At 71.1% G+C, this 23251-nt stretch carries 20 protein-coding genes and 1 pseudogene; 8 read left to right on the top strand and 13 right to left on the bottom strand.

The features are described from left to right. Positions 1-447: a nitroreductase family deazaflavin-dependent oxidoreductase gene (locus AB0878_RS23980; RefSeq protein ID WP_366582470.1), complete on the bottom strand. Its 447-nt coding sequence runs from the start codon at positions 445-447 to the stop codon at positions 1-3. A 310-nt stretch (positions 448-757) separates the two neighbouring features. Here AB0878_RS23980 and AB0878_RS23975 point away from each other — a divergent pair, with 310 nt between their 5' ends. Both AB0878_RS23975 and AB0878_RS23970 read left to right on the top strand, forming a co-directional pair. Further along, positions 758-1519 (top strand): DUF4253 domain-containing protein, encoded by a 762-nt coding sequence (locus AB0878_RS23975; RefSeq protein WP_366582469.1) that lies wholly within the window; start codon positions 758-760, stop codon positions 1517-1519. A 1145-nt stretch (positions 1520-2664) separates the two neighbouring features. After that, on the top strand, positions 2665-3510 hold the full coding sequence (locus AB0878_RS23970; RefSeq protein ID WP_366582468.1) for a DUF72 domain-containing protein: 846 nt from the start codon (positions 2665-2667) through the stop codon (positions 3508-3510). 463 nt (positions 3511-3973) lie between these two features. On the opposite strand, the gene AB0878_RS23965 is transcribed toward AB0878_RS23970, so the two are convergent. After that, positions 3974-6724 (bottom strand): BTAD domain-containing putative transcriptional regulator, encoded by a 2751-nt coding sequence (locus AB0878_RS23965; RefSeq protein ID WP_366582467.1) that lies wholly within the window; start codon positions 6722-6724, stop codon positions 3974-3976. A 57-nt stretch (positions 6725-6781) separates the two neighbouring features. Between AB0878_RS23965 and AB0878_RS23960 the strand changes: the two genes are divergently transcribed. Beyond that, positions 6782-7717: an o-succinylbenzoate synthase gene (locus AB0878_RS23960; RefSeq protein WP_366582466.1), complete on the top strand. Its 936-nt coding sequence runs from the start codon at positions 6782-6784 to the stop codon at positions 7715-7717. A gap of 3 nt (positions 7718-7720) precedes the next feature. On the opposite strand, the gene AB0878_RS23955 is transcribed toward AB0878_RS23960, so the two are convergent. Beyond that, positions 7721-8476: a nucleotidyltransferase domain-containing protein gene (locus AB0878_RS23955; protein WP_366582465.1), complete on the bottom strand. Its 756-nt coding sequence runs from the start codon at positions 8474-8476 to the stop codon at positions 7721-7723. A 134-nt stretch (positions 8477-8610) separates the two neighbouring features. Between AB0878_RS23955 and AB0878_RS23950 the strand changes: the two genes are divergently transcribed. Next, positions 8611-8832: a PspC domain-containing protein gene (locus tag AB0878_RS23950; protein ID WP_366582464.1), complete on the top strand. Its 222-nt coding sequence runs from the start codon at positions 8611-8613 to the stop codon at positions 8830-8832. Positions 8833-9575: 743 nt separating this feature from the next. Here the strand turns inward: AB0878_RS23950 and groL are convergent. From groL to AB0878_RS23920, 6 genes and pseudogenes are all read right to left on the bottom strand, one after another. Then, positions 9576-11204, bottom strand: a complete 1629-nt coding sequence (groL, locus tag AB0878_RS23945; RefSeq protein ID WP_360593512.1) for a chaperonin GroEL — start codon at positions 11202-11204, stop codon at positions 9576-9578. 273 nt (positions 11205-11477) lie between these two features. Then, the gene (locus tag AB0878_RS23940; RefSeq protein WP_366582463.1) at positions 11478-13277 is read right to left on the bottom strand and encodes an alkyl sulfatase dimerization domain-containing protein; all 1800 of its coding nucleotides are present in this window, start codon (positions 13275-13277) and stop codon (positions 11478-11480) included. Between the two features lie 87 nt (positions 13278-13364). Then, on the bottom strand, positions 13365-15164 hold the full coding sequence (locus AB0878_RS23935; protein WP_366582462.1) for a protein kinase: 1800 nt from the start codon (positions 15162-15164) through the stop codon (positions 13365-13367). Positions 15165-15233: 69 nt separating this feature from the next. Beyond that, complete coding sequence (locus AB0878_RS23930; RefSeq protein ID WP_204093028.1) at positions 15234-15440, bottom strand: cold-shock protein; 207 nt, start codon at positions 15438-15440, stop codon at positions 15234-15236. A gap of 102 nt (positions 15441-15542) precedes the next feature. Next, the gene (locus tag AB0878_RS23925) at positions 15543-16166 is read right to left on the bottom strand and encodes an AIM24 family protein (protein ID WP_366582461.1); all 624 of its coding nucleotides are present in this window, start codon (positions 16164-16166) and stop codon (positions 15543-15545) included. 94 nt (positions 16167-16260) lie between these two features. Further along, positions 16261-16500, bottom strand: a pseudogene (locus AB0878_RS23920) (AIM24 family protein); the annotation flags it as partial. Between the two features lie 75 nt (positions 16501-16575). On the opposite strand from AB0878_RS23920, the gene glp reads away from it, so the two are divergent. Then, positions 16576-17781, top strand: a complete 1206-nt coding sequence (glp, locus tag AB0878_RS23915; protein WP_366582460.1) for a gephyrin-like molybdotransferase Glp — start codon at positions 16576-16578, stop codon at positions 17779-17781. Here the strand turns inward: glp and AB0878_RS23910 are convergent. Together AB0878_RS23910 and AB0878_RS23905 are read right to left on the bottom strand one after the other, a co-directional pair. Then, positions 17696-19009 (bottom strand): MFS transporter, encoded by a 1314-nt coding sequence (locus AB0878_RS23910; RefSeq protein ID WP_366582459.1) that lies wholly within the window; start codon positions 19007-19009, stop codon positions 17696-17698. The genes glp and AB0878_RS23910 overlap by 86 nt on opposite strands. Positions 19010-19418: 409 nt before the next feature. Next, the gene (locus AB0878_RS23905) at positions 19419-19982 is read right to left on the bottom strand and encodes a helix-turn-helix domain-containing protein (protein ID WP_366582544.1); all 564 of its coding nucleotides are present in this window, start codon (positions 19980-19982) and stop codon (positions 19419-19421) included. A 73-nt stretch (positions 19983-20055) separates the two neighbouring features. Here AB0878_RS23905 and AB0878_RS23900 point away from each other — a divergent pair, with 73 nt between their 5' ends. After that, entirely contained in the window at positions 20056-20376 is a 321-nt protein-coding gene (locus AB0878_RS23900; RefSeq protein ID WP_366582458.1) for a GlsB/YeaQ/YmgE family stress response membrane protein, read from the top strand. Between the two features lie 48 nt (positions 20377-20424). On the opposite strand, the gene AB0878_RS23895 is transcribed toward AB0878_RS23900, so the two are convergent. After that, positions 20425-20601, bottom strand: coding sequence for a hypothetical protein (locus AB0878_RS23895; RefSeq protein WP_366582457.1), 177 nt, complete (start codon positions 20599-20601; stop codon positions 20425-20427). Between the two features lie 250 nt (positions 20602-20851). Between AB0878_RS23895 and AB0878_RS23890 the strand changes: the two genes are divergently transcribed. Beyond that, a complete protein-coding gene (locus AB0878_RS23890) occupies positions 20852-21565 on the top strand; it encodes a phosphatidylserine decarboxylase (RefSeq protein ID WP_366582456.1) in 714 nt (237 codons plus the stop codon). A gap of 4 nt (positions 21566-21569) precedes the next feature. Then, entirely contained in the window at positions 21570-22562 is a 993-nt protein-coding gene (gene pssA / locus AB0878_RS23885) for a CDP-diacylglycerol--serine O-phosphatidyltransferase (RefSeq protein WP_366582455.1), read from the top strand. A 10-nt stretch (positions 22563-22572) separates the two neighbouring features. On the opposite strand, the gene AB0878_RS23880 is transcribed toward pssA, so the two are convergent. Continuing rightward, on the bottom strand, positions 22573-23208 hold the full coding sequence (locus tag AB0878_RS23880) for a TetR/AcrR family transcriptional regulator C-terminal domain-containing protein (RefSeq protein WP_366582454.1): 636 nt from the start codon (positions 23206-23208) through the stop codon (positions 22573-22575). Positions 23209-23251: the final 43 nt, after the last annotated feature.

The following is a 23251-nucleotide window of genomic DNA, read 5'->3' as shown; positions in this document are numbered from 1 at the left end:
TCACTGTTTCGGGGTCAGCAGGACGATCGGGATGACGCGCTCGGTCTTCTGCGCGTATTCGTTGTAGAGCGGGAAGATCTCGGCCATCTTCGGCCAGAGCTTCTCGCGCTCTTCGTCGGTCGCCACGCGGGCACGTGCGTCGAACCGCTGGGCGCCGACCTGCACGCCGACGCCGGCCTCGGCTTCGATGTTCTTGAACCAGTCGGGGTGGTCGTCTTCGCCGCCCTTGGAGGCGACCACGACGAAGTCGTCGCCCTCGGTGCCGTAGATCAGGCAGGTGCGGCGGGGCTCGCCGGTCTTGCGGCCGGTGCTGGCGAGGATGAGGGTGTAGAGGCCGTTCTGCTCGTGGCCCTCCCGGCCGCCCGAGCTCACGTACTTGCGGGTCTGCTCGGCGACCCAGTCCCACTTCGAGTCGGTGGCGCGGTCGATGTCCTCGGCGATGGCCATGGTGGTGGTCCTTTCCGGTGCTTGGTCTCTCGTTCGGCCCTGGGACGCAGCCGGTCGGCGGTTCCCGACATCGACCGGACGGAAAAGTACCGGTTTCGCGGTCGCGGTGTTCCCCGGTCGCCGACGAGTGGACTTCGCCTCACCCATCTGTCGCAGTGACCTCACCTGTCACAGCAGCTCGCTCGGCGGTCCTTGACCTGCCGTTTTCCACGTTCACTCGAACGGATGAGCGAAACTTTTCCTGGAAATTGTCGGTCCCTCGAACTACTGTTCGACGTGCAGGACCGAACACCAGTTCGAGGGGAAGCTCATGACGATCGCACCGTTCCGCCCCGGCCTCGGGGCACCGCCGGTCCAGACGTTGCCGCCCGGGCGGTGGCACGGCCGCATCTGGGTGTCCGACGAGCCGCTCGCGCGGCCGCACCGGTACCTGGAGTGCGTCGCGGAGTTCGAGCGCTCCGGGCTCTGGCCCGTGATCATCCCGCACGACCAGCGCTTCGCCGCACGCGGCGAGGACTGGCTCGACGACCGCGGCCGCCTCGCCCCGGCCGGCCACCGCGTCGACTCCGCGGACCCCGCCGCCGCCCTCGCCCGCTGGTGGGACACCTCCTGCTGCGACGGCGCGTGCCTGCGCCCCTTCGGCACCCGCTTCCCCGGCCTCGCGCGCCGCTCCCACCGCCGCGCCGACGCCCTCGCCGAGGCCGGCAACACCGGCTCCATCCTGGCCAACCGCAGCGCCCACCGCCTCGGCCTCGTCCAGACCGACCGCCCGGCCGACATCCCCGCCCACCTCGGCTGGACGGGCATGATCAAGTCCACCGACCAGGTCGCGGAGCTCTCCGCCGTCCTCCGCAGCTGGGAAGACCGCTTCGGCGCCACCCTCCTCTCCCTGGGCTTCGACACCCTCACTCTCTCCGTCTCCGCCCCACCCCGCACCCAGGCCCGCGCCCTCACCGTGGCGGCCGAGCACCGCGCCTTCAGCCTCCCCACGTACCTCTCCCAGCCCGGCACCCTCCGCGAATACGCGAGCGGCCTCGTGCAGACCCGCCTGTGGACCTTCTCGTGGGCCTGACGACCCCCACCCACGCCGGCGGGCATCCGAACTGGATCGGGGCCGCCGATCCAACGCTGGCCGGCCTCCCCCGGAGCCCGGCCGGCGCGCCTGCCGCTGGCCGGCCTCCCGAACCCTGCAGCCCGGCCGACGCACCGACCCCCTGGCCGGTCTCCCAGCCCCCGAGCCCGGCCTGCGCACCCGCCGCTGGCCGGTCTCCCGAACCCCGGAGCCCGGCCGACGCACCGACCCCCTGGCCGGTCTCCCAGCCCCCGAGCCCGGCCTGCGCGCCCACGCTCAACCGACGACTCGCCCGGGGCAGGCCACTGCCCATCACCAGCCGCGCCAGCCGGAGCCCCGGAGTCCGGCCGGCGCACCGACTGTCCGCGGCCGATCCGCGCGGAAAATCCAGCGCCCCTCCATCAGCCGCGTCGGCCGGCCAGCTCCCGGACCCGAGCCCAGCCGTCCGTCGGCTCAAGGCAATCCGCCACCCACCGCCACCCGCGTCGGCCTCCCAAACCCGAGCCTGGCCGGCGCACTCAACCCAAGCCGACGAGCCGCCTGCCGGCTGCCACCCGCCCGCGCCGACCGTTCTCGGGGACCTCAAGTCGAGTCGGCGCACTCAACGCCGTCCGGCGAGCCGCCCTGCGGCGCCATTGGTTTCGCCTGCCCGCGTTGGCTGGCCTCCCGGTCCCCGATTCCGGCCGACGCGCCCACACCTCACGGGACGATCTGCGCGGAAAATCCGCCGCCCCGTCGTGGCTGCGCCAGCCGACTTTCCACACCGCGAGCACGAGCTGCCCATCCAAACCCCGGCCGACGCCCGCCGGCTCCATCACCAGCCACGCCGGCTCTGCCGACCCGAGCCGGCCGATACACCTATCCCGACCGACGACCAACCCCGGGCAATCCACCGCCCACCACGAGCCGCGCCGGTCGGCTCCCGGACCCCGAGTCCGGCCGGCGCACCCCCGTCGCCGTCGTTGGGCGGCGGCGGGGCTAGGTCGTCCGCCGAATCGCCATCACGCTGAGTGAGACAGGACGTGAGACAGATGTCCTCCCGGTTGGGTCGGCTGTCCCGAAGTTCGGTGCGGGTGTCCGGGCGGCGGGAGCGCGGGCGGGTTTACCGGAATCTGCCGAGGGGAATCACGCCGCGGAGGAAGGGGGTGAGGGAGATCGCCGGGATTCGGATCGGGACGTCGGGGTGGCGGTATCCGCCGTGGCGTCGCGAGTTCTACCCCGAGGGGCTGGCGCAGCGCCGCGAGCTGGAGTACCTGTCGCGGCGGTTGAACTCCGTAGAGCTCAACGGGTCGTTCTACTCACTGCAGACCCCCGACCGCTACCGGGCCTGGGCCGACCAGACGCCGGCCGACTTCGTGTTCGCCGTGAAGGGCGGGCGCTTCATCACGCACCTCAAGCAGCTGCGTGACGTCGAGCCGGCCGTCGCCAACTTCTTCGCGTCCGGCGTGCTCGCGCTCGGCGAAAAACTGGGCCCGGTGCTGTGGCAGCTGCCCGCGCGGCTCGAGTTCGACCCCGACCGCGTCGAGACGTTCCTCGGCCTGCTGCCCCGCACCACCACCGAAGCCGCCGCCCTCGGCGCGAAGCACGACGACAAGCTGAAGACACCGCCCCACCTCGAAGCCGGCAAGAACCGCCCCCTCCGGCACGCGCTCGAAGTCCGCCACCCCAGCTTCGTCACCCCGGAAGCCCTCGACCTGCTGCGCAAGCACGACGTCGCCCTCGTCGTCGCCGACACCGCCGGCCGCTGGCCGTACCGCGAGGACCAGACCGCGGACTTCACCTACGTCCGCCTCCACGGCGACGTCGAGCTCTACACCAGCGGCTACACCGAATCCGCCCTGCGCACCTGGGCCACCAAGATCACCGCCTGGCACGCCGACGGCCAGCGCGACGTCCACGTCTACTTCGACAACGACGTCAAAGTCGAAGCACCCCGCAACGCCATCACCCTCTCGAACCTCCTGCACCCCAACCCGCCGCCGGCACAGTGAGCGCACAGTGAGCGCCATCCGGTTGGCTGAGGCGTACGGGTGCAGGTGGTCTGCCTGCTGTCTCTGGGGGTCGGCACGCAGACCACCCGCACCACGTGCCTCTGGCAACTCGCCACACCACACGGCAATCCCCGCGGTGGCCTGGCAATTCTCAGTCTGAACAGGCAATCCACGACGAGACCTGGCAATCCGCCACGCCGCCCGGCACCATGCCAGCCGTCTCGGCAACTTCCCCAGCGTGCCAAACGAGTGGCAGTCGCCAAGTCGACCGGCACCTTGCCAAACCCCGCCGCAACATTCCCCGCTGACCGGCACATCGCCACCGCGACCGGCCTACTGCCGAACCGAATGGCATGCCGGCCTCGAGCGGCGAAACGTCTCGGCCAACTTCACATGAACACCGCGCGGCGGCACGGGAACCGATGGCCCCACGCCGAAGGGCAAGCCGACCGCGGCCGGCAACTCACCCCGAAACCAACGCCGCCAGCTTGGCGCGGACGTCAGCCGCATCCGGATGGGCGAGGTCGGTGAGCAGGCGGGCGGAGCGGAGCCAGCAGTCGCGAGCGGCGGCGGGGTGGCCGAGGCGCAGGTGGGCTGTGCCGAGCTGCGCGAGGACGTCGGCGGCTTCGTAGTGTTCGTCCATCGCGAAGAACATGTCCACGGCGTCCGACATGCACTCGATGCCCTCGGCGGCCCGGCTCAAGCCGAGGAGGGCTTTGGCGCGGGTGGTCAGGGAAAAGCGGCCGTCCAGCGAAGACGGCGCCAAGGCCAAAGCCTCGTCCGCCAGGGCCAAGGCACGCGGGAAATCCCCGAAGCGGCAGCACAAATCCCCCAGCGCACGCAGCACGTTGGCCTCGAAGCCGGTCATCCGCAGGTCCCGCACGATCTCCAGGGCCCGTGTGCCGTGGGCGAGCGCGGCGGGGAAGTCGGACGACGAATCGGCCGCCATCGCCAGGTTGTACAGCGCCCGCGCCTCGCCCTCACGCGAGCCGAGTTCGCGTTGCAGCACCAGCGCTTGCTCGAGGTACCGCCGGGCCGATGCGTAATCGCGCACGACGCCGTCGATCACCCCGAGGCAGTTCAGGATCCCAGCCTCACCGCCCCGGTCACCGGACAACCTCGTGCCGCGCAGAGCCAGCTCGTTGAGCGCCCGCCAGTCGTCGACGCGGGCGCGGCCGGCGAAGTACGTGAACATCAGCCAAGTGAGCTTCCAGCAATGCGCGTACTCCCGCAGCCGGAACGCCAGGTGCACGGCGGCGACGAGATTCCCGTACTCCGCGGCGAACCACGCCAGCCCGGCGTGGTAGTCGGCGAACTCGAGGCCACCGTCCACACGCAACTCCAGCGAGCCGTAGATCCGCTCGGGCCGCATCGCCCGCGAAGCGTTGAACGCCGAAGAAAGATAGAAATCCAACAGCCGCGAGCGCGCCGCCGCCGTCTCCTCCGTACTGTCCACATGGTACGCGAGCTCTGCCGCATACGCCCGGATCAGATCGTGGAACTGGTACCGCCCGGGCTGCGGCTGAGTGAGCAAGTGCGCGGACACGAGAGCGTCCAAAGCCGGCCCTGGCGGCGACCCCAACAGCACCTCGGCGACAGCCGGCGTCACGTCCGGCCCCGAAGGCAAACCGAGCAACCGCAACAATCGCGCCGCATCCGGCGGCAACGCCCGATACGAGTACGAAAACACCGACCGGATGTTCGTCTCCTCGCCATCACCGAGATCGAACAACCCGAGCCGGTCCGGCTCCGCATCCAGCGCATCCACAAAGGACCCCAGCGGGTGGTCCGGGAACTGCGCCGCCCGAACGGCCAGGATCCGGATCGCCAGCGGAAGGCCGCCGCAGTACTCCACAAAGCGTGCCGTGGCACCAGGATCCGCGTTGACGCGATCGACCCCGATCGCCGACGCCAGCAGCTCGACGGCGCCCGCCTCGTCCAGCTCCTCCAGCGCGATCCGGCGCGCGCCGTGCGTCGCGACGAGGCCGCGCAGCTGCCAGCGGCTCGTGACCACGACCAGGCAGCCGGGTCCCGGCAGGAGCGGCCGTACCTGCTCGGTGCTGTTGGCGTTGTCCAGCACCACGAGCAGCCGCCGTCCCGCCGTGTGCGTGCGCCAGGTCGCGGCGCGACCGTCCACATCGGCCGGGATCTGGTCACAAGGGACACCCAGCGACGACAGCAGCGTCTCCAGCGCCGCCAACGGTTCCACCGGCTCGCCCGGACCGTACCCACGCAGGTTCAGGAACACCTGTCCGCCCAGGAACCGGTCCGCGATCTCGTGTGCGAAGTGGACGGACAACGTCGTTTTCCCCATGCCACCCATGCCTTCCACGGAGGCGATGGGGATCGACGTGCTGTCCTCGGCCGGAAGCAACGCGTGCAAAGCTTTCAAGTCCGCTTCACGCCCGGCGAACGTGCCGAGGTCGGCCGGCAGCTGGTGCGGCACCTGTGGCTCGACCGCCGGCTGATAAGGCGCCCCACCCAGCACGAGCCGGTGCACGCGCTGCAGGCCGGCGCCGGGATCGAGACCCAGCTCCTCGGCGAGCACCGCGCTGATCCGCCGGTACACCTCCAGCGCCTCGGCCTGCCGCCCGGAATGGAACAACGCGAGCACGAGCTGCTCGTGCAGCCGTTCCCGCAACGGGTGTTCCCGGGTCAGCCGCGTCAGCTCGGGCACGACGGTGCCGAACTCGCCGACGGCGATCAGCGCGTCGGCCCACAGCTCGCCTACGCGGGTGCGTTCCTCGGCGAGCTGGCCGGCCTCGTCGCGGTGCAGGGCGTCGGACTCCACGTTCTGCAGCGCCGGCCCACGCCACTCCGCAAGTGCGTCCGCGAACAACCCCGCGGCCCGACGATGTTCGCCTTGTTCGAAAGCTGTCCGCCCCCGCGCCGCGAGTGTGCGAAAACGACCAAGATCCGTGAGCAACGGATCAAGCTCCAGGAGATAACCACCACGTTCTGTGCGAATCGCAACACCCGGCAGCGCACGCCGAAGCCGCAGCACGTACGTCTGGAGCGCGCCCTTGGAGCGGCGCTGGTCGTCGTCCCACAGCCAGCGGCCGAGCTCGTCCACGGACACCACGCGGTTCGCGCGCAGGAGCAGCCCGGCGAGCACGATCAGCGGGCGGCTCCCGCCGAGCGGCACGGCGCGGCCCCCGGCCACGACCTCGGCCGGGCCGAGCACCCGGAAGTCGAGGCCGTCCACCCGTCTCATTCTGGCCGGTCGCCGCCCGATCGGCACGTGCCTTCGCCAGTGGCATGATCTGCGGTGATGAAGGTCTACGCGCTGCCCCTGCACAACCGGTTCCGGGACATCACCGTCCGTGAAGGCGTCCTGCTCGAAGGGCCCGCCGGGTGGGGCGAATTCTGCCCGTTCGCGGACTATTCGGACGCCGAGAGCGTGCCGTGGCTGGCGAGCGCCCTGGAGGCGAGCGAGCAGGGCTGGCCCGCGGCGGTGCGCGAACGTGTCGAGGTCAACACGACCGTCCCCGTCGTGCCGCCGGACCGCGCCCACGCGCTGGTCCGCGCGTCCGGCTGCCGCACGGCGAAGGTGAAGGTCGCCGACAAGCGCTCCACGCTCGCCGACGACTGCGCCCGCCTCGAAGCCGTCCGCGACGCCCTCGGCCCGGCCGGCGCCGTCCGCGTCGACGCCAACATGGCCTGGGACGTCGACACCGCCGTCACCGCGCTCGCCGCACTCGACAAGGCGGCCGGCGGCCTGGAGTACGCCGAACAGCCGTGCCGGACCATCGACGAGCTGGCCGCCGTCCGGCGCCGCGTGTCCGTGCGCATCGCCGCCGACGAGTCGATCCGCCGCGCCGAGGACCCGCTGAAGGTCGCCGTCGCCGGGGCCGCCGACATCGCCGTGCTGAAGGTCGCCCCCCTCGGCGGCGTGCGGCGCGCGCTGGAGGTGGCCGAGGCGTGCGGGCTGCCGTGCGTCGTGTCGTCCGCCGTGGAGACCAGCGTGGGCCTCGCCGCCGGCCTGGCCCTCGCCGGCGCCCTTCCGCAGCTCGACTTCGCCTGCGGCCTGGGCACGATGTCCCTGCTGACCGGCGACGTCAGCACCACCTCACTGTCCCCTGTAGACGGTTACCTCCCGGTCCTGCCGCAGGCGCCGGCACCGGACCGGTTCGACGAGTTCGCCGCCGCGCCCGACGTCACAAAGTCCTGGCTGGCACGACTGGAGCGGGTGCGCGCGCTGCGCTGAACCTCAGCGCCACCAGGAGAGGTGGGCGCGGACCAGCCAGGCATCCGCCCACGCCCGGTCCGGCCCCTCGGGCAGCGGAGACCCACCGGCCACCAACGACTCCAGCTCACGCTCCAGCTCCTCGGCCGCCGCCAACGCCTCGGCCTGCGAGTGACGGCCGCGGCGGAGGTCGCGGAGCCAGGTGAGCCACGGGTCGGCGATGGGGAGCGTCAGCCGGCCCGTGCGGAGGAGTTCGACGCCCTGGACGCCGAGGCGGACCATGTGCATGGCGTACTTGGTGTCGAAGCCGTACTTCTCGATGAGCTCCGGGCGGTTGCCGGCTTCGAGCAGGCGGCGGCGCTGGTCGCCGAGGTAGCCGGCGAAGCGCACGCCCGCGCGGCGGGACACGATGCGGTGGGCGTTGGCGCGCAGCTCGCGGCCGAGGTCGGTGAGGTGCACGATCTCCGCGTCCGGGGCGAAGAGCGGCAGCACCATCGTCGGATTGCCGGCGAGCTCGAGGCGCATCCACTTGCGCACCGAGTAGACGATCAGGTCGAGGTCACCCGGGCCCGAGCGCGCGCCTTCGGGCTGGGTGCGGAAGGTGTACTGCTCGAAGCGGCGCATGCCGACGACGTACTCGGCCGGCTCGAGGCACAGGCCCATCTCGTCGCGGTCCTCCTGGCCGTCGACGGCCGTGCCGTGCAGCCCGGAACCCACCTGGCAGCGCAGGATCGTGCCGCGCTCGGCGAGGGCGGCGAATTCGGGGCTGTCGTTGTTCATGCCGGAAGTTGTACCGGCGGCGTCCGACGATGACATCCGAATTTCCCTGACCTCGCCTCAGGGTCGGAGTCCAGGGTCGGTCTCCGGGCCGTTCCCCGATGTGCCGAGGAGCCGCGCGGCGGAGTATTCATGGCATGACGAACAGCGTGTACACCCCGGAAACCAAGAAGCTCTACCGCAGCCGCACCGACCGCATGCTGACCGGCGTGTGCGGCGGCTGGGCCGACTACCTCGGCGTCGACCCGACGATGGTCCGCATCGCGGTCGTGGCCGCGACGGTGCTGTCGGCCGGGATCATGTTGCCGGTTTACGTGGCCGCCGCCGTGCTGACACCCGAAGCCACCCAAGCCGCCTGACCCACCGCGGCCGGGGAGGGCCGCGACACTGGGAGAAGGGGTGGCACGACCAAGGGGGACCGAACGGCCCGGGCGTGGGGAGCGCCTGGGCCGTTCGCTGTGTCCACATCGGACTACCCGGGCATCCGGCGGCCACGGACCGACGGCCCAACAGCAGACAGCACGATCCGACCCGCTTCGCCGCCTGCACGCCGCTGCCACCGGCGCCTGTCGATCCCGCGCCGCACGCAACACAATCACGCCGGCCGGCGCGCACATCGGCACCGCCGACAACCGAGCGACGCCGGCCAAACCACACCCGCCGACACACCGCACGAGCACGCCAGCCGACTTACGACACCGCGCCGCCGAATCGGCCACAGCCACAAACCGACCCACGCTCGCACAAGCACGCCGGCCGAGCTACCACACCGCGTTCACACCAACACCGGTCAAAACGGCATCCACGACCCGACCGCCGGCACGAACTGCAGCCGCCGTACGGGAGCACGCCGCCGACTTGTCACACCGTGTCGCCGCACCGACCGACACCGGTCGAAACCGCGTGCGAAACGGACCGCTGGCACGGACTGAGGCCGACGCGCCGCGAGCGCGCCAGCCGACGACACCGCGCCTCTGTACCGACACCGCACCCGAGACCCGAACCGACCCGACGGCACGAAACCGTGGCCCACAAAGGGAAAAGCCCGGTCCACCGAAGTGGACCGGGCTTTTCCGGATCTAGCGTCAAACAGCAGCCGAACTCAGAAGTCCATGCCGCCCATGCCGCCGGACGGGTCGGCCGGAGCGGCGGCAGCCTTCTCCGGCTTGTCCGCGACGACGGCCTCGGTGGTGAGGAACAGCGCCGCGATGGAGGCGGCGTTCTGGAGCGCGGAGCGGGTGACCTTCGTGGGGTCCGGCACGCCGGCGGCGAGCAGGTCCTCGTAGACACCGGTGGCGGCGTTGAGGCCGTGGCCCTGCGGGAGGGACTTGACCTTCTCCGCCACGACGCCGCCCTCGAGGCCGGCGTTGATGGCGATCTGCTTGAGCGGCGCCTCGACGGCGACCTTGACGATGTTGGCACCAGTGGCCTCGTCGCCCTCGAGCTTCAGGCCCGCGAAGGCAGCCTCGGCGGCCTGGATCAGAGCCACGCCACCACCGGCGACGATGCCCTCTTCCACGGCGGCCTTGGCGTTGCGCACCGCGTCCTCGATGCGGTGCTTGCGCTCCTTGAGCTCGACCTCCGTCGCGGCACCGGCCTTGATGACGGCGACGCCGCCGGCCAGCTTCGCGAGGCGCTCCTGCAGCTTCTCACGGTCGTAGTCGGAGTCCGAGTTCTCGATCTCCGCGCGGATCTGGTTGACGCGACCCTGGATCTGGTCGGCGTCGCCCGCACCCTCGACGATCGTGGTCTCGTCGCGCGTGATCACGGCCTTGCGGGCGCGGCCCAGCAGCGACAGGTCCGCGTTCTCCAGCTTGAGGCCGACGTCCTCCGAGATCACCTGGCCACCGGACAGGATCGCGATGTCCTGCAGGATGGCCTTGCGGCGGTCACCGAAGCCCGGGGCCTTGACGGCGACGGACTTGAAGGTGCCGCGGATCTTGTTGACGACCAGGGTGGCCAGGGCTTCGCCCTCGACGTCCTCGGCGATGATCAGCAGCGGCTTGCCGGACTGGATGACCTTCTCCAGCAGCGGCAGAACGTCCTTGACGTTCGAGATCTTGGAACCGAACAGAAGGATGTAGGGGTCCTCCAGCTCGGCTTCCTGGCGCTCCGGGTCGGTCACGAAGTAGCCCGACACGTAGCCCTTGTCGAAGCGCATGCCCTCGGTGAGCTCGAGCTCGAGACCGAAGGTGTTGCTCTCCTCGACGGTGACGACGCCTTCCTTGCCGACCTTGTCCAGCGCCTCGGCGATCAGCTCGCCGATGGTGCGGTCAGCGGCCGAGATCGAGGCGGTAGCAGCGATCTGCTCCTTGGTCTCGATCTGGACGGCCATCTTGTGCAGCTGCTCGGTGATGGCCTCGACGGCCGCCTCGATGCCGCGCTTCAGGCTGATCGGGTCGGCACCCGCGGCGACGTTGCGCAGGCCTTCGCGCACGAGCGCCTGGGCGAGCACGGTGGCGGTGGTGGTGCCGTCACCCGCGACGTCGTCGGTCTTCTTGGCAACTTCCTTGACGAGCTCGGCCCCGATCTTCTCCCACGGGTCCTCGAGCTCGATCTCCTTGGCGATGGAGACACCGTCGTTGGTGATCGTCGGCGCGCCCCACTTCTTTTCGAGCACGACGTTGCGGCCACGCGGGCCGAGCGTCACCTTGACGGCTTCGGCGAGGGTGTTCAGGCCGCGCTCGAGACCGCGGCGGGCGTCCTCGTCGAACGCGATCAGTTTGGCCATTGCGGTGTGGTCCTCCGGTATTGGGCGCCACCGCCGCGCTGTCTCGTCGAACAACTGTTCGTCGTACGACTGTCAGCGGCGGCAGCAGGACACGTCCTCGGCCAGGCTCGGTGCCCGCGACGGACGACTGACCTTGGCCAGCCTCACCGTCCCGACCTTCAAGCGCGCAGTCGGTGACCGCGCGCCTGGCACTCAACGGCGTCGAGTGCCAATGCCGTGTTTAGCACTCCCACGGTGAGAGTGCAAGAACCGCAGGTCAGTGATCCACGCATGTCACGGCGTGACGATGGCGAAGGCCGGGTCGTCCGGGTCCAGGAGCGCGAGCAGACGTCCGAGAACGGCGAGGTCTCCCGTGTGGTCGAGGTCGTCCGGGCTGCCGCCGGACAGGAGGCCGAGCAGCTGTTCCTTGGTCAACGTGAGGGTCAGGTCGACGTCGGCGGCGGACTTCGGGTTCGCGGTCTGGATCAGCGCGCCGTTGGACAGGGTGGTGCGGATCGTGGTGGCGAGGTCGGTGAAGCGCCACTCGATGGTGAGCGGGTCGGCGGCCGCGCGCGGACCGTCCACACGGATGGCGAGGGAGTCGAAGAGCTGCTCGACCGTGAGCGCCGACGTCATGCCGCCGCCGATGTCGAGGGGCGGCGGGGTGATGCCCTTGCGGAGCTCGAGCGCGCCGACGAGGTAAAAGTTGCGCCAGGTCGGGTTCTCGGCGCCGTAGCCGAGGCGCTGGTAGACGTCGGCCAGCGCGTTCTTGGCGACGGCACTGTCCGGGTCGGCGAACACGGCGTGCTTGAGCAGCTCGGCCGCGAAGCGGAGGTCACCGGCGTCCGCGTACTCCTGCGCCTTGTCGAGGACGGCGGGCACCCCGCCGAGGACGTCCACGTAGCGCGTGGCCAGCGCCTGCGGCGGGTGCTGCCACAGCGAGCTGGGGTGGCCGTCGAACCAGCCGAGGTAACGCTGGTAGATCGCCTTGACGTTGTGGCTGACCGAGCCGTAGTAACCCCGCGCGTGCCACGCGTTCTCCAGCTCCGGCGGCAGTGTGAAGTCCTCGGCGATCTCGATGCCGGTGGCGCCCTGGTTCAGCCGGCGCAGGGTCTGGTCGTGCAGGTACGCGTAGAGATCTCGTTGCTGCGAAAGGAACTTCGCGACACGGGCGGTGCCCCAGGTAGGCCAGTGGTGCGCGGCGAACGCCACGTCGGTGCCGGCGCCGAAGAGCTCGATCGCCTCGTCGAGGTAGTGCGCCCAGACGCGCGGGTCGCGGACGAGCGCGCCGCGCAGGGTGAGGAGGTTGTGCAGGTTGTGCGTGGCGTTCTCGGCCAGGCACAGGGCGCGGCGGTCCGGGAAGTGGAAGTTCATCTCGGCCGGCGCTTCGGTGCCCGGCGTGAGCTGGAAGACGACGCGGACGCCGTCGAGCACCTCTTCCTGCCCGGTCGCGGTGATGTCGACGGTGGGCGCGAGCAGCCCGAGCCGGCCCGTCGACGTCGCGATGCCGAGCCCACCGCTGACCTGGCCGGTGGTGCTCACGTCGAGGGTGATGCCGTACATGTAGGTGGCCCGGCGGCTCATCGCTGTGCCCGCGTACACGTTCTCCGCCACGGCGTTCTCGAGGAAGCCCGCCGGGGCGAGGATCGGGACGTCGCCCGCGCCGTCGGGCAGCACGCCGAGCACGCCGCCGAAGTGGTCGGCGTGCGAGTGGGTGTAGACGACGGCGGTGACCGGCCGGGCACCGCGATGGGCTCGGTAGAGGGCGATCGCGGCCGCCGCGCACTCCTCGGAGATCAGCGGGTCGATCACGATCACGCCGCGACCGCCCTCGACGAGCGTCATGTTGGAGATGTCGAAGCCGCGCACCTGGTAGATGCCGGTGGTCACCTCGTACAGCCCGTTGGTGCGGCACAGCTGCGCCTGCCGCCACAGGCTGGGGTTCACCGTGTCCGGGCAGTCGCCGTCGAGGTAGGCGTACGGGCGCAGGTCGAACACCGCGCGGCCGTCGGCGCCGGTGATGGTGACGGGGTCGAGCGTCGCGACGAACCCGCGGGCGGCGTCCTCGAAGTCCTGCCGGTCACCGAAATCCATGACGAGCCCCCTCGACGTCCGGCGTGTTCCGGGAGTCGAACACGGCCGGGATCCGAGGTGGTCACCTGCCGGAGGTGAGATCGCGGGTCAGCGGCTCGGCTGGATGGGGATCGACGCGGGCGGCGGCTTGAGCGACGGCGAGCCGGACTGCGAACCACTGGGGCCGCCCGGGCCGACGGGGATGTTCGGCGCGGTCGTCGTGGGAGTGGTCGTGCCGCCGCTGCTGTCGCCGCCGAAGAGGAAGATCGCGCCGACGATCAGGCCGGCCAGCACGACGATCCCCAGACCGATCCACAGCCACTTCCGGCCACCGCCACCGCGCGACTGCTGGAACGCACCGGCGCCACCGGCCGGTGACGGCGGACGCAGCCGCATCGGGTCGCCGGGCGGGCCGTAACCCGGGTGCATGCCGGGATAACCCTGTTGCTGGTTGGGGTAGGTGCCGTAACCGGGTTGCTGGCCCGGTTGTCCCGGGTGCCCGTGCTGGCCCGGATATCCCTGCGGTGCTTGAGGTCCTTGCGGCGGCATACCGGGGTAGCCGTAGCCGGGGGGCGGGCCTTGCGGGGGGACGCCGTGGGGCTGGCCGGGATTCTGGCCGGGAATCTGTGGTGCGCCGGACCAGCCGCCGGGGCCGGCCCACGGGTTTCCGTCACCGGGCGTGGGCTGGCCGGGTGCGCCTTGTCCGGGAGCGCCGGGTCCACCTGGGACACCAGGTCCCGACCACTGGGCGGCGTGCGCCGGGTCGTTTCCCTGACCGCCAGGGCTCGCCGCGCCGCCGGGACCTTGCAGCCCGCCCTGGCCGCCTTGCCCCGACCACTGGGCGCCGTGCGCCGGATCGTTCCCGCCCGCGCCACCGGGACCTTGCTGCCCACCCTGGCCGTATCCCGGCTGCTGTCCGAAGGGCTGCACGCCGGCGCCCTCCCCCTGAGCACCGTGCGCACCCTGGCCGCCCGCCGCGCCCGGCGCAGCGAGACCACCCAGCCCGGCCGGACTGTTCGGCTGCCCGCCCGGACCCGGCGGCCCGGGCGGTGTGTCCGACGTCGCGAGCGGTCCCAGCGCCACGCGGGCGGCGGCGACCATCGCCACGCAGTTCGGATACCGGTCGGCGGGGTTCTTCGCCATGCCCTTGCGGATCACGTCGTCGACGGCCGCCGGCAGCGCGACCACGCGCGACACCGAGGGCGGCTCGCCGTTGAGGTGGCCCTTGATCACCGTCGGCACGTCGCCCTTGAACGGCGGGGTGCCGGTGAGGCACGCGTAGAGCACGCACGTGAGGGCGTACTGGTCGGTGCGCCCGTCGAGGGGCTCGCCGCGCAGGTGCTCGGGCGCGGCGTACGTCGGGGAGCCCAGGAAGTCGCCGCCGCGGGTGCGGTGGCCGATGGCGCCGCGGCGGGTGAGGCCGAAATCGGCGACGTAAACGTGCTCGCGGGAAGTTTCCTTGCTGGTGACCAGCACGTTGGCGGGTTTCACGTCGAGGTGGACGAGGCCGCGGTTGTGCAGGGTGTCCAGCGCGTCGGCGACCTGGTCGAGCAGCGCCAGGGCGCGCGCGGGCGCGATCGGGCCCGAGGAGATCAGGCCGGCGAGGTCGCCGCCGTCGACCATGCGCATGGCGATGTAGAGCATGCCTTCGAGCTCGCCGAAGTCGTACAACGGGACGATGTTGGCGTGGTCGATCGCGGACGTGTTGCGGGCTTCATCCACGAACCGTTCGCGGAACTCGGCGTCGGTGCCCAGGTGGTCGCCGATGACCTTCAGCGCCACCTTCCGGCCGAGCCGCACGTCGGTGGCCTGGTAGGTCACGCTCATGCCGCCCTTGCCGAGCACCGAGTCGATGCGGTAGTTGCCCAGCCGGCGACCGGTGAGGTCCCCCGACACATCGCCTGTCACGCTGCGCAGCTTAACGCCCTGCATTCCGCAGCGATGGGCGGTTCGCCCAACCGGTCGGCGACCCCGGAATCAGGAGACCTTGCGGACGTCCGCGGCCTGACTGCGGCCGTCGCGGCCGGACTGGACCTCGAACTCGACCCGGTCCCCTTCGTCGAGCGTCCGGAATCCTTCGGCCTGGATCGCCGAATAGTGGACGAACACATCAGGCCCTTCGGCGGATTCGATGAACCCGTAGCCTTTTTCCGAGTTGAACCATTTGACGGTGCCGACAGCCACGGCGCCCTCCCTCGGGACAAGATCCGCTGTCCGGTAGCGGCTGGAAGTGCAGTTCACGCTACCGGAACTACGCCCTTCGGCAATGGTTGATTCGCAAATTCGTCAGCCCCGGGAAACCCGCCTGTTCCGCGCTTGCACGAGAACGGTGCCCGGTCCGGCGAAATCGAGGACCAGACCTTCGCCGGTGCGCAGCGACTGCGGCCCGCTCGGGTCCACGGCGCGCAGCCGGCACTGCAGCGTGTCCGGGTAGGCCAGCACGTAGTCCGGCCGCACGGTGACCAGTTCACCGGCCGACAGCTCGAACGAGTCGACGGGTCCCGGCGCGGTGAGCACGAGCGGACCGGTGCCGCTGTAGTGGTCGAGGAACCCGGCGTCCGCGCCGAAGAGCTGCTGCAACGGCGCCCACGTCTGGTCGAGGCGCACGGAGGACGGCCGCGCGAGCACGGCGTCGCGGTGCACCGACCAGCCGGTGTTGCCCGTCAGCTCCAGCGGGTAGACGTCGCCCGGCCCGAGCGGGGCGAGGTCGACCCAGCCGCCCTCGGCGGGTGCGGTGAACACGGAGACGCCGGGCTTGCGCGCGCCACCGCGCGCCGACGGCGGAGCGCCTTCGCGCACGCCGAAGCTGGTGGCCAGCATCGTGTCCGACGCCGACTGCACGGCCTCGCCGGGCGCCAGCAGCACGCGCGCGACGCCGAAGTTGGGGGTGTGCCTCGTGTGGACGCGCATGTCAGCGGGAGGGGACGGGCGACGGGATCCGGCTGATCAGCGCCGAGGGGTTGCGCGTCTGCGGCTGCACGCCGTGCGACGAGCCGCGCGTGCCGGCCGCGACGTCGACCCAGCCACCGTTCCGGGGCGCAGTGCAGGCGGAGATGAAAAAGGACTCGTCGCCCGGAAACGCCCGGCCGAGGCCCTTCATGATCCCGCTCCGGGCCCGCGACCGGACGGTCACGCCGTGGCTCGTCGCCGTCATCGCACCCGACTCGACCTGCACGGGTTCACCCGGCGCCGGCCCCAGCCGCGCAACCGCGAATGACGGTTGGTGGCGGACTCGTACCTGCATCGAAACTCCCCTGATCCCCGACTCTTGCCGCGGGAGAGTGTTGCACGCCCGCGCGCGAGGGGGAGGATGGTCCGCGTGATCTCCGTCGACGCCTACCGCGAGACCGTGACCGAGCTGCTCGGCCGCACGCCCGCGACGACCCTGCCCCTCGCCGAAGCCGCCGGGTTCGTCCTGGCCGAGGACGTGCCCGCGGGGGTGTCGCTGCCGCCGTTCGACAACTCCGCGATGGACGGCTACGCCGTGCGCGCGGCCGACGTCGCCGGCGCCGCGGCCGGCTCGCCCGTGACGCTGCCCGTGGCCGACGACATCCCGGCCGGGCGCGTGGACGTCGCGCCGCTGGAGCCGGGCACCGCGCACCGGATCATGACGGGCGCGCCGCTGCCGCCGGGTGCCGACGCGATCGTGATGGTGGAGGACACCGACCGCGGCACCGAGTCGGTGCGGATCTCCAAGGCCGCGTCCTCGGGCGACCACGTGCGGCGCACCGGCGAGGACGTGGAGCACGGTGTGGTGGCCCTGCGCGCCGGCACCGTGCTGGGCCACTCGCAGCTGGGCCTCGCGGCGGCCGTCGGCCTGGCCGAGCTGTCGGTGCACCGGCCGTTGTCCGTGCTCGTGGTGTCGACCGGCACGGAGCTCGTCGAGGCCCCGAACCCGTTGCGGCACGGGCAGATCTACGAGTCCAACAGCGTGATGCTCGCCGCCGCGCTGCGCGAGCTGGGCTGCCGCGTGTCCGTGGTGCGCAGCGTGGTGGACGACGTCGAGGAGTTCCGCAAGATCATCGAGCCGAAGCTCGCGGACGCCGACCTGCTGATCACTTCGGGCGGCGTCAGCGCCGGCGCGTACGAGGTGGTCAAGGACGCGCTGACGGGCCAGGGCGTGCAGTTCCAGAAGATCGCCATCCAGCCCGGCGGGCCGCAGGGCTGCGGCCACTGGAACGGCGTGCCCGTGGTGACGCTGCCGGGCAACCCGGTGAGCGTGCTGGTGTCGTTCGAGGCCTTCCTGCGGCCGGCTCTGCTGTCTGCCATGGGCCACACGGACGTCGACCGCCGCCGGGTGCGCGCGCGGCTTTCCGAGGCCATGACCTCGCCCAGCTCACGACGCCAGTTCCGGCGCGGCTTCTACACCCCCACCGAGGGCGAGGTGACCGGCGTGGTCGGGCCCCGCGGCGGGCCGGGCTCGCACCTGCTGGCGGCGTTCACCCAGGCGAACTGCCTGATCGTGCTGCCGGAGGGGGTTGGCGAGGTGGCTGAAGGGACTGAAGTGGACGTGCTGCTGCTGTAGGGAAGTCCCTGTCGCGGCGCAGCGGGCTCTTGAGGAGGATCCCCAGCGAGGCGAGCTGGACGCCGGCCATGATCAGCATCGTCTCGCGCACGCCCAGCGCTTCGCCGAGGACACCGCCGAGGAACGCGCCGAGCGGGATGGTGCCGTAGTTGACGACGGCGGAGCTCGCGGTGATGCGGCCGAAGAGCTCGGGTGGGCAGTAGGTCTGGCGGAAGGTGCCGACGAGCACGTTGGACCCGACAATCCCGGCGGCGACACCCATCCCCGACAGCACGAACACCGTGAGCCCGGCTCCCGGGCCGGCGAACGGACCGAGCAGCATCGCCGGCGCGGCCAACGCTTCGCACAGCAGGAACGCCCGCGCCGCACCGACGCGCTTGCCCAGCCGCGCGGCCAACGGCGCGCCGGCGATGCCACCGACCTCCGCGATGGCCAGGACCACCCCCACCGCGCCCGGTCCGGTGCCCAGGTCCCGAACGAGGAACACGACCTGGATGGCGGCGTACCCGTCGAGCGCGAGATTCGCCACCGCGGCGGCCGCGATGAGGTACCGCAGGTACCGATCCTGTGCGATAAAGCCGATTCCCTCGGCGATTTCGGTGCGCAGCCGCCTGTTGCCCCGGGGCTTCGGGATTTCCTTCGCCCGGATGAAACGCAGGCACAGCACGGAAATACCGAAACTCACCGCATCGGCGAGCACCCCGGTGACCGGTCCCGCGACGGCCGCGAGCAACCCGGCCAGCCCGGGCCCGCCCACCTGTGCGGCGGACTCGCTGCCCTGGAGCTTCACGTTCGCCTCGAGCAGCTGCGATTGGCTCACGATCACCGGCACGTAACTGCGGTAGGCCAACGAGAAGAACACCTTCGCGAACCCACCGAGCAACGCCGCGCACAGCAGGTACGGCACGGTGAGCCACCCGGCCACATACCCCACCGGGACGGCCGCGAACACCACCATCGACACCACATTGCAGGTCACCATCACGCGCCGCTTGCGCCACCGGTCCACCCACGCCCCGGCCGGCAGCCCCACCACCAACCACGGCACCCACGCGACGGCGGTCAGCAACGCCACCTCGAACGTCGACGCACCCAGGACCAACAACGCGACCAACGGCAACGACGTGCCGGCCACCGCGCTGCCGAGGGTGCTGATGGTCTCGCCGGTCCAGATCAGGCGGAAGTTTCGGTCTCGCCACAGGTTGTCGGTCACGCCCGGCTCACTCACGGGCTCACCGCGCCGACTTCGGCGGATGACGGAGCACTCTCGCGCCGCTTCCCTTGGCGACCAAGGGTTTCCCCCCGCCGAGACCGAACCGGCCCCCACGCCACTTCTCTTGGCAACCAAGGATTTCACCCGCGCGGAGACGGAGTCGGCCTCCGCGGCGCTCCCCATCAAGCCGGGGATTCCGGGCACCCGAGCAAGAACTCCCCGCAGTCCCAAAACCAGCGCCGAAATGCTGCTGCCCCCAGCAACTCACCTCGGGAAGCCCCCACCCATCCTCGGGGGAACGGCCCTTGGCCAGTCTACCGCCCCCCACCGACAAAATGATCTCCAAGGCCGAGTTGTCCACAGCGAAGCCGAGTTGTGGACAAAACGAGAAAGCCCGCCGCCGCAACGAAAAGCGCAACACCGATCACGGCTCCGCAGGAAAGCCCCGCGCGAAAAGAAAGACCGGGCGCCGCTCGACGGAGTCGTCAGGGGCAGGGCGGTCGGTGTACTCCGCGAACAACGCCAAGACCCGTGTGCTCAGTTCCATCACCTCAGCGGCTGACAACCGCGCCCACGTTTCGTTCGTGAACCAGGCGTCGCGCCACTCGGCCGGTTCCGTCTCCAGGGCCGAGAGCCAAGAGCGGGACAGCGAAGCCTGACGGTCGAGTGAGAGGACCTCCGCGGCGTCGCCCACCGGGTCGCCGACGAAGTCCGAAGTGGACCAGGACAGGGCGCGCGAAGGGCGGCGCCACCAGCGTTCGCGGCGGTCGCGGGCGAGTTCGGGGGCCTCTTCGACCAGGCCGGCGGCCGAGAGGACCTTCAGGTGGTGGGAGATGTTGCCGACGGCCGACGCGGTGCGGTCGGCGAGGACCGAAGCCGTGGCGGGGCCGTCGAGCTTCAGCAGGTCGAGCAGGCGCAGGCGGAGCGGGTGGGACATCGCCGCCAGGACACGGGAGTCGCGGATCTGCCGCACGTCGTCGGTCACGATCGACAAGAGTAGTTGTACAACAAGGATTGCACAACTACTCTTGTGTAATCATGGCGCAGGTATCCTCGCCCCCATGGGCTTCTTCACCTGGATCATCTTCGGCGCGCTGGTCGGCTGGCTCGCGAACCTGGTCGTCGGCGGGCCGGACCGGCGCCGCCAGGGGTGTCTGGTCAGCGTGCTCGTCGGGGTGCTCGGGGCGGCGCTCGGCGGCTTCATCTACCGGCTGGCGACGGGTGAGCAGCAGCGCTTCGAGTTCGACTTCCCGAGCTTCGGCGTCGCGATCCTGGGCGCGATCGTCCTGCTGGCGGTGCTGCGGCTGGTCAGCTCGATCGGCAGGCGGTCCCGGCGTGACGACTACCCGCACGACAACTACCGGCGAGACAACTACCGGTAACGGTTTCCACACGAACCGTCAGTAACCCCCGGAATCCGCCTAAACTGGCTAGTTCCGCGTCCGGGTGCATGCGTCGTCGGGGGACGCATGCACCCGGCCCGCCCGGATCGCCTCCCGGACCACGCGCACGGCGTGCGCCGTGTCCACGAGCACGGGCATGGGCGCGGCGGAGATCTCCCGTCGCCAGGCACACAGCAGCTCGGCGAGCGGATCGGGTACGGACATCGCTTCCTCGGCGGACTCAGGCCCGGGACAGGCTCCCGAACGGCAGGTACTACTGAGAGTTGTCGAGGAATTCGATCAGTCGTTACCGGTTTGTGGGCACGCCCACCCGCGCCGGGGAAACCCTGACGGGGGAGCCGCCACCGGCCCTGGACGTGTCCGCCCGCCGACGGGCGGTAGCGTGGTGATTCCCAAATCGGACGTGAAACCCGTCCTCTCCCTCCGAACGCAACGAACAGCGGGGAACCGATCCATGAGCGGCAAGCCCACCGGCAATCCCCTCACGCACGCAGTGCAGCTCGCGCGGGAGACGATCCCGCCGATGCACCCCGCCGGACGCCCGTTCGTCTTCGGCGGGCTGGCGGCGACGCTGGTGCTGCGCCGGTTCTCCAAGCGCCTCGGTGTGGTCGGTGCGCTCGCGACCGCGGCCACCGCCGCGTTCTTCCGCGAGCCGAAGCGCGTCGCGCCGGAGCGGGACAACATCGCCGTGGCCTCGGCCGACGGCCTGGTGTCCCTCATCGAGGAGGCCGTGCCGCCGCCCGAGCTGGGGCTGCCTGCCGAGCCGCGGATGCGCGTGAGCGTGTTCCTGTCGGTGTTCGACGTGCACGTCCAGCGGATCCCGGCCCCCGGCGTCATCGAGAAGGTGGCCTACCGGCCGGGCAAGTTCCTCTCCGCGGACCTGGACAAGGCGAGCGAGGACAACGAGCGCAACTCCGTGCTCATGCGCACCGTCGACGGCCACGAGCTCGTCGTCGTGCAGATCGCCGGCCTCGTCGCGCGCCGCATCCTGTGCGAGATCCACGAGGGCGACAAGGTGGCCGCGGGTGCCACCTACGGCATCATCCGGTTCGGCTCCCGTGTCGACCTCTACCTGCCGCCCGGCAGCCGCGTGCTCGTCGCGAAGGGCCAGCGCACGGTCGGCGGCGAGACGGTGATCGCCGAACTCCCGGCACTGGGAGAAGGCTGATCTCATGGTCCGCGTGACCACCCCGAGCATTCGGCTGCTGCCGAACGCCATCACGGTGCTGGCGCTGTGCGCCGGGCTGTCGTCCGTGCAGTTCGCGCTCACGGGCAACTACGCCATGGCCATCGCGGCCATCGGCATCGCGGCGGTGCTCGACAGCCTCGACGGGCGCATCGCGCGCCTGCTCGACGCGACGTCGAAGATGGGCGCCGAGCTCGACTCGCTGTCCGACGGCATCTCGTTCGGCGTGGCGCCGGCGCTGGTGCTGTACGTGTGGCAGTCGCACGGCGACCGCATCGGCTGGGTGGCTTCGCTGATCTTCGCCGTCTGCATGATCCTGCGCCTCGCGCGCTTCAACACCCTGCTCGACGTCACCGACAAGCCGCCCTACTCCGCGGAGTTCTTCGTCGGCGTGCCCGCGCCGGCCGGTGGCCTGGTCGCCATGCTGCCGCTCATCGCGACGCTGCAGTGGGGCCAGGGCTGGTGGTCCCAGCAGTACGTGGTGATCGCCTGGACGATCGCCGTCGCCGCGCTGCTGATCAGCCGCATCCCGACGCTGTCGCTGAAGACGGTCAAGGTGCCCGCCCGGGCCATCGCACCACTGCTGGTGGGCGTCGGCCTGCTGGCCGCCGCGATCATCCAGTTCCCCCTGGTGGCGCTGGCCATCGCGCTGGTGCTGTACCTGCTGCACATCCCGTACGCGGTGTATCGCAACCGTTGGCTCGCCGCGCACCCCGAGGCGTGGACGGTCCCGCCGCGCGAGCGCCGGGCCATCCGCCGTGCGCGTTCGCAGCGGCGCCTGCGGCTGCGGCCGGCGTCTCGCCGGGTCGCGGGCGCGGCCATGCGCGCCGTGCGGCTGCCGCGCAACGGCTCGGACTTCGTGCGGGCGACGCGCGCGTTGCGGGACCGGGACCACTCGGGCACGGGCAACTCGAACGCGACTTCGGGCCCGAACCAGCGTCGCCGCAGCTGGCGGCGGATCGGGATCCGGCGCCGCTGACGTTCTCGGCCTAGCGCGCCGCCGCGCGCAGGCCCGTGAGCAGCAGGTCGAGCTGGTCGTGGAAGTCCTGCACGCAGTCGACGTCGGCCAGTGACGGCAGCACGCGGTACAGGTTCGGCAGCTCCTCCGGCGTGACCATGCGGCTGAACCAGTCGCCAACGGGCTCGTCGCGCTGCGCCACGCCCCCGGCAACGGAGTCGGCGAGCGCCGCGCCGAACGTGAGTCCCATCAACGACCGGTAGCCGCGGGCCGCGGCCGCCTCGTCGAGCCCGGCGTCGAGCAGCGCGCCCAGCAGGGCGTCGATCACGCGCAACGCACCGGGCGAGCGCGGGTTCGCCTCCTCCGCCGCCAGCGCGCGCACCACGGCCGGGTGCCGCGTGAACGCCGTGTAGAGGCCTTCGGCGAGCCGGCGGACGCGGGTTTCCCAGCTCCACGACGGCACCGGCAGCGGCACGGACTCGAAGACGCGCGCGGTGAGCCCGTCGAGCAAGTCGCCCTTGTTCTTCACGTGGTTGTAGAGCGACATCGCCTCGACGCCGAGACGGGCCGCGAGCTTGCGCATCGACAGCGCGCCCATGCCGTCGGCGCCCACCAGGGCCAGCGCTTCGTCGAGGACTTTTTCCCGCGTCAGGGTTTCGCGCACCACCGTCGAATCTTAGCTTACGGCGTAAGTACTTACGGTGTACACT

This window comes from Amycolatopsis sp. NPDC047767 (genome assembly GCF_040704195.1).
GTDB lineage: Bacteria > Actinomycetota > Actinomycetes > Mycobacteriales > Pseudonocardiaceae > Amycolatopsis.
This window is presented reverse-complemented; position numbering and strand designations above follow the sequence as displayed.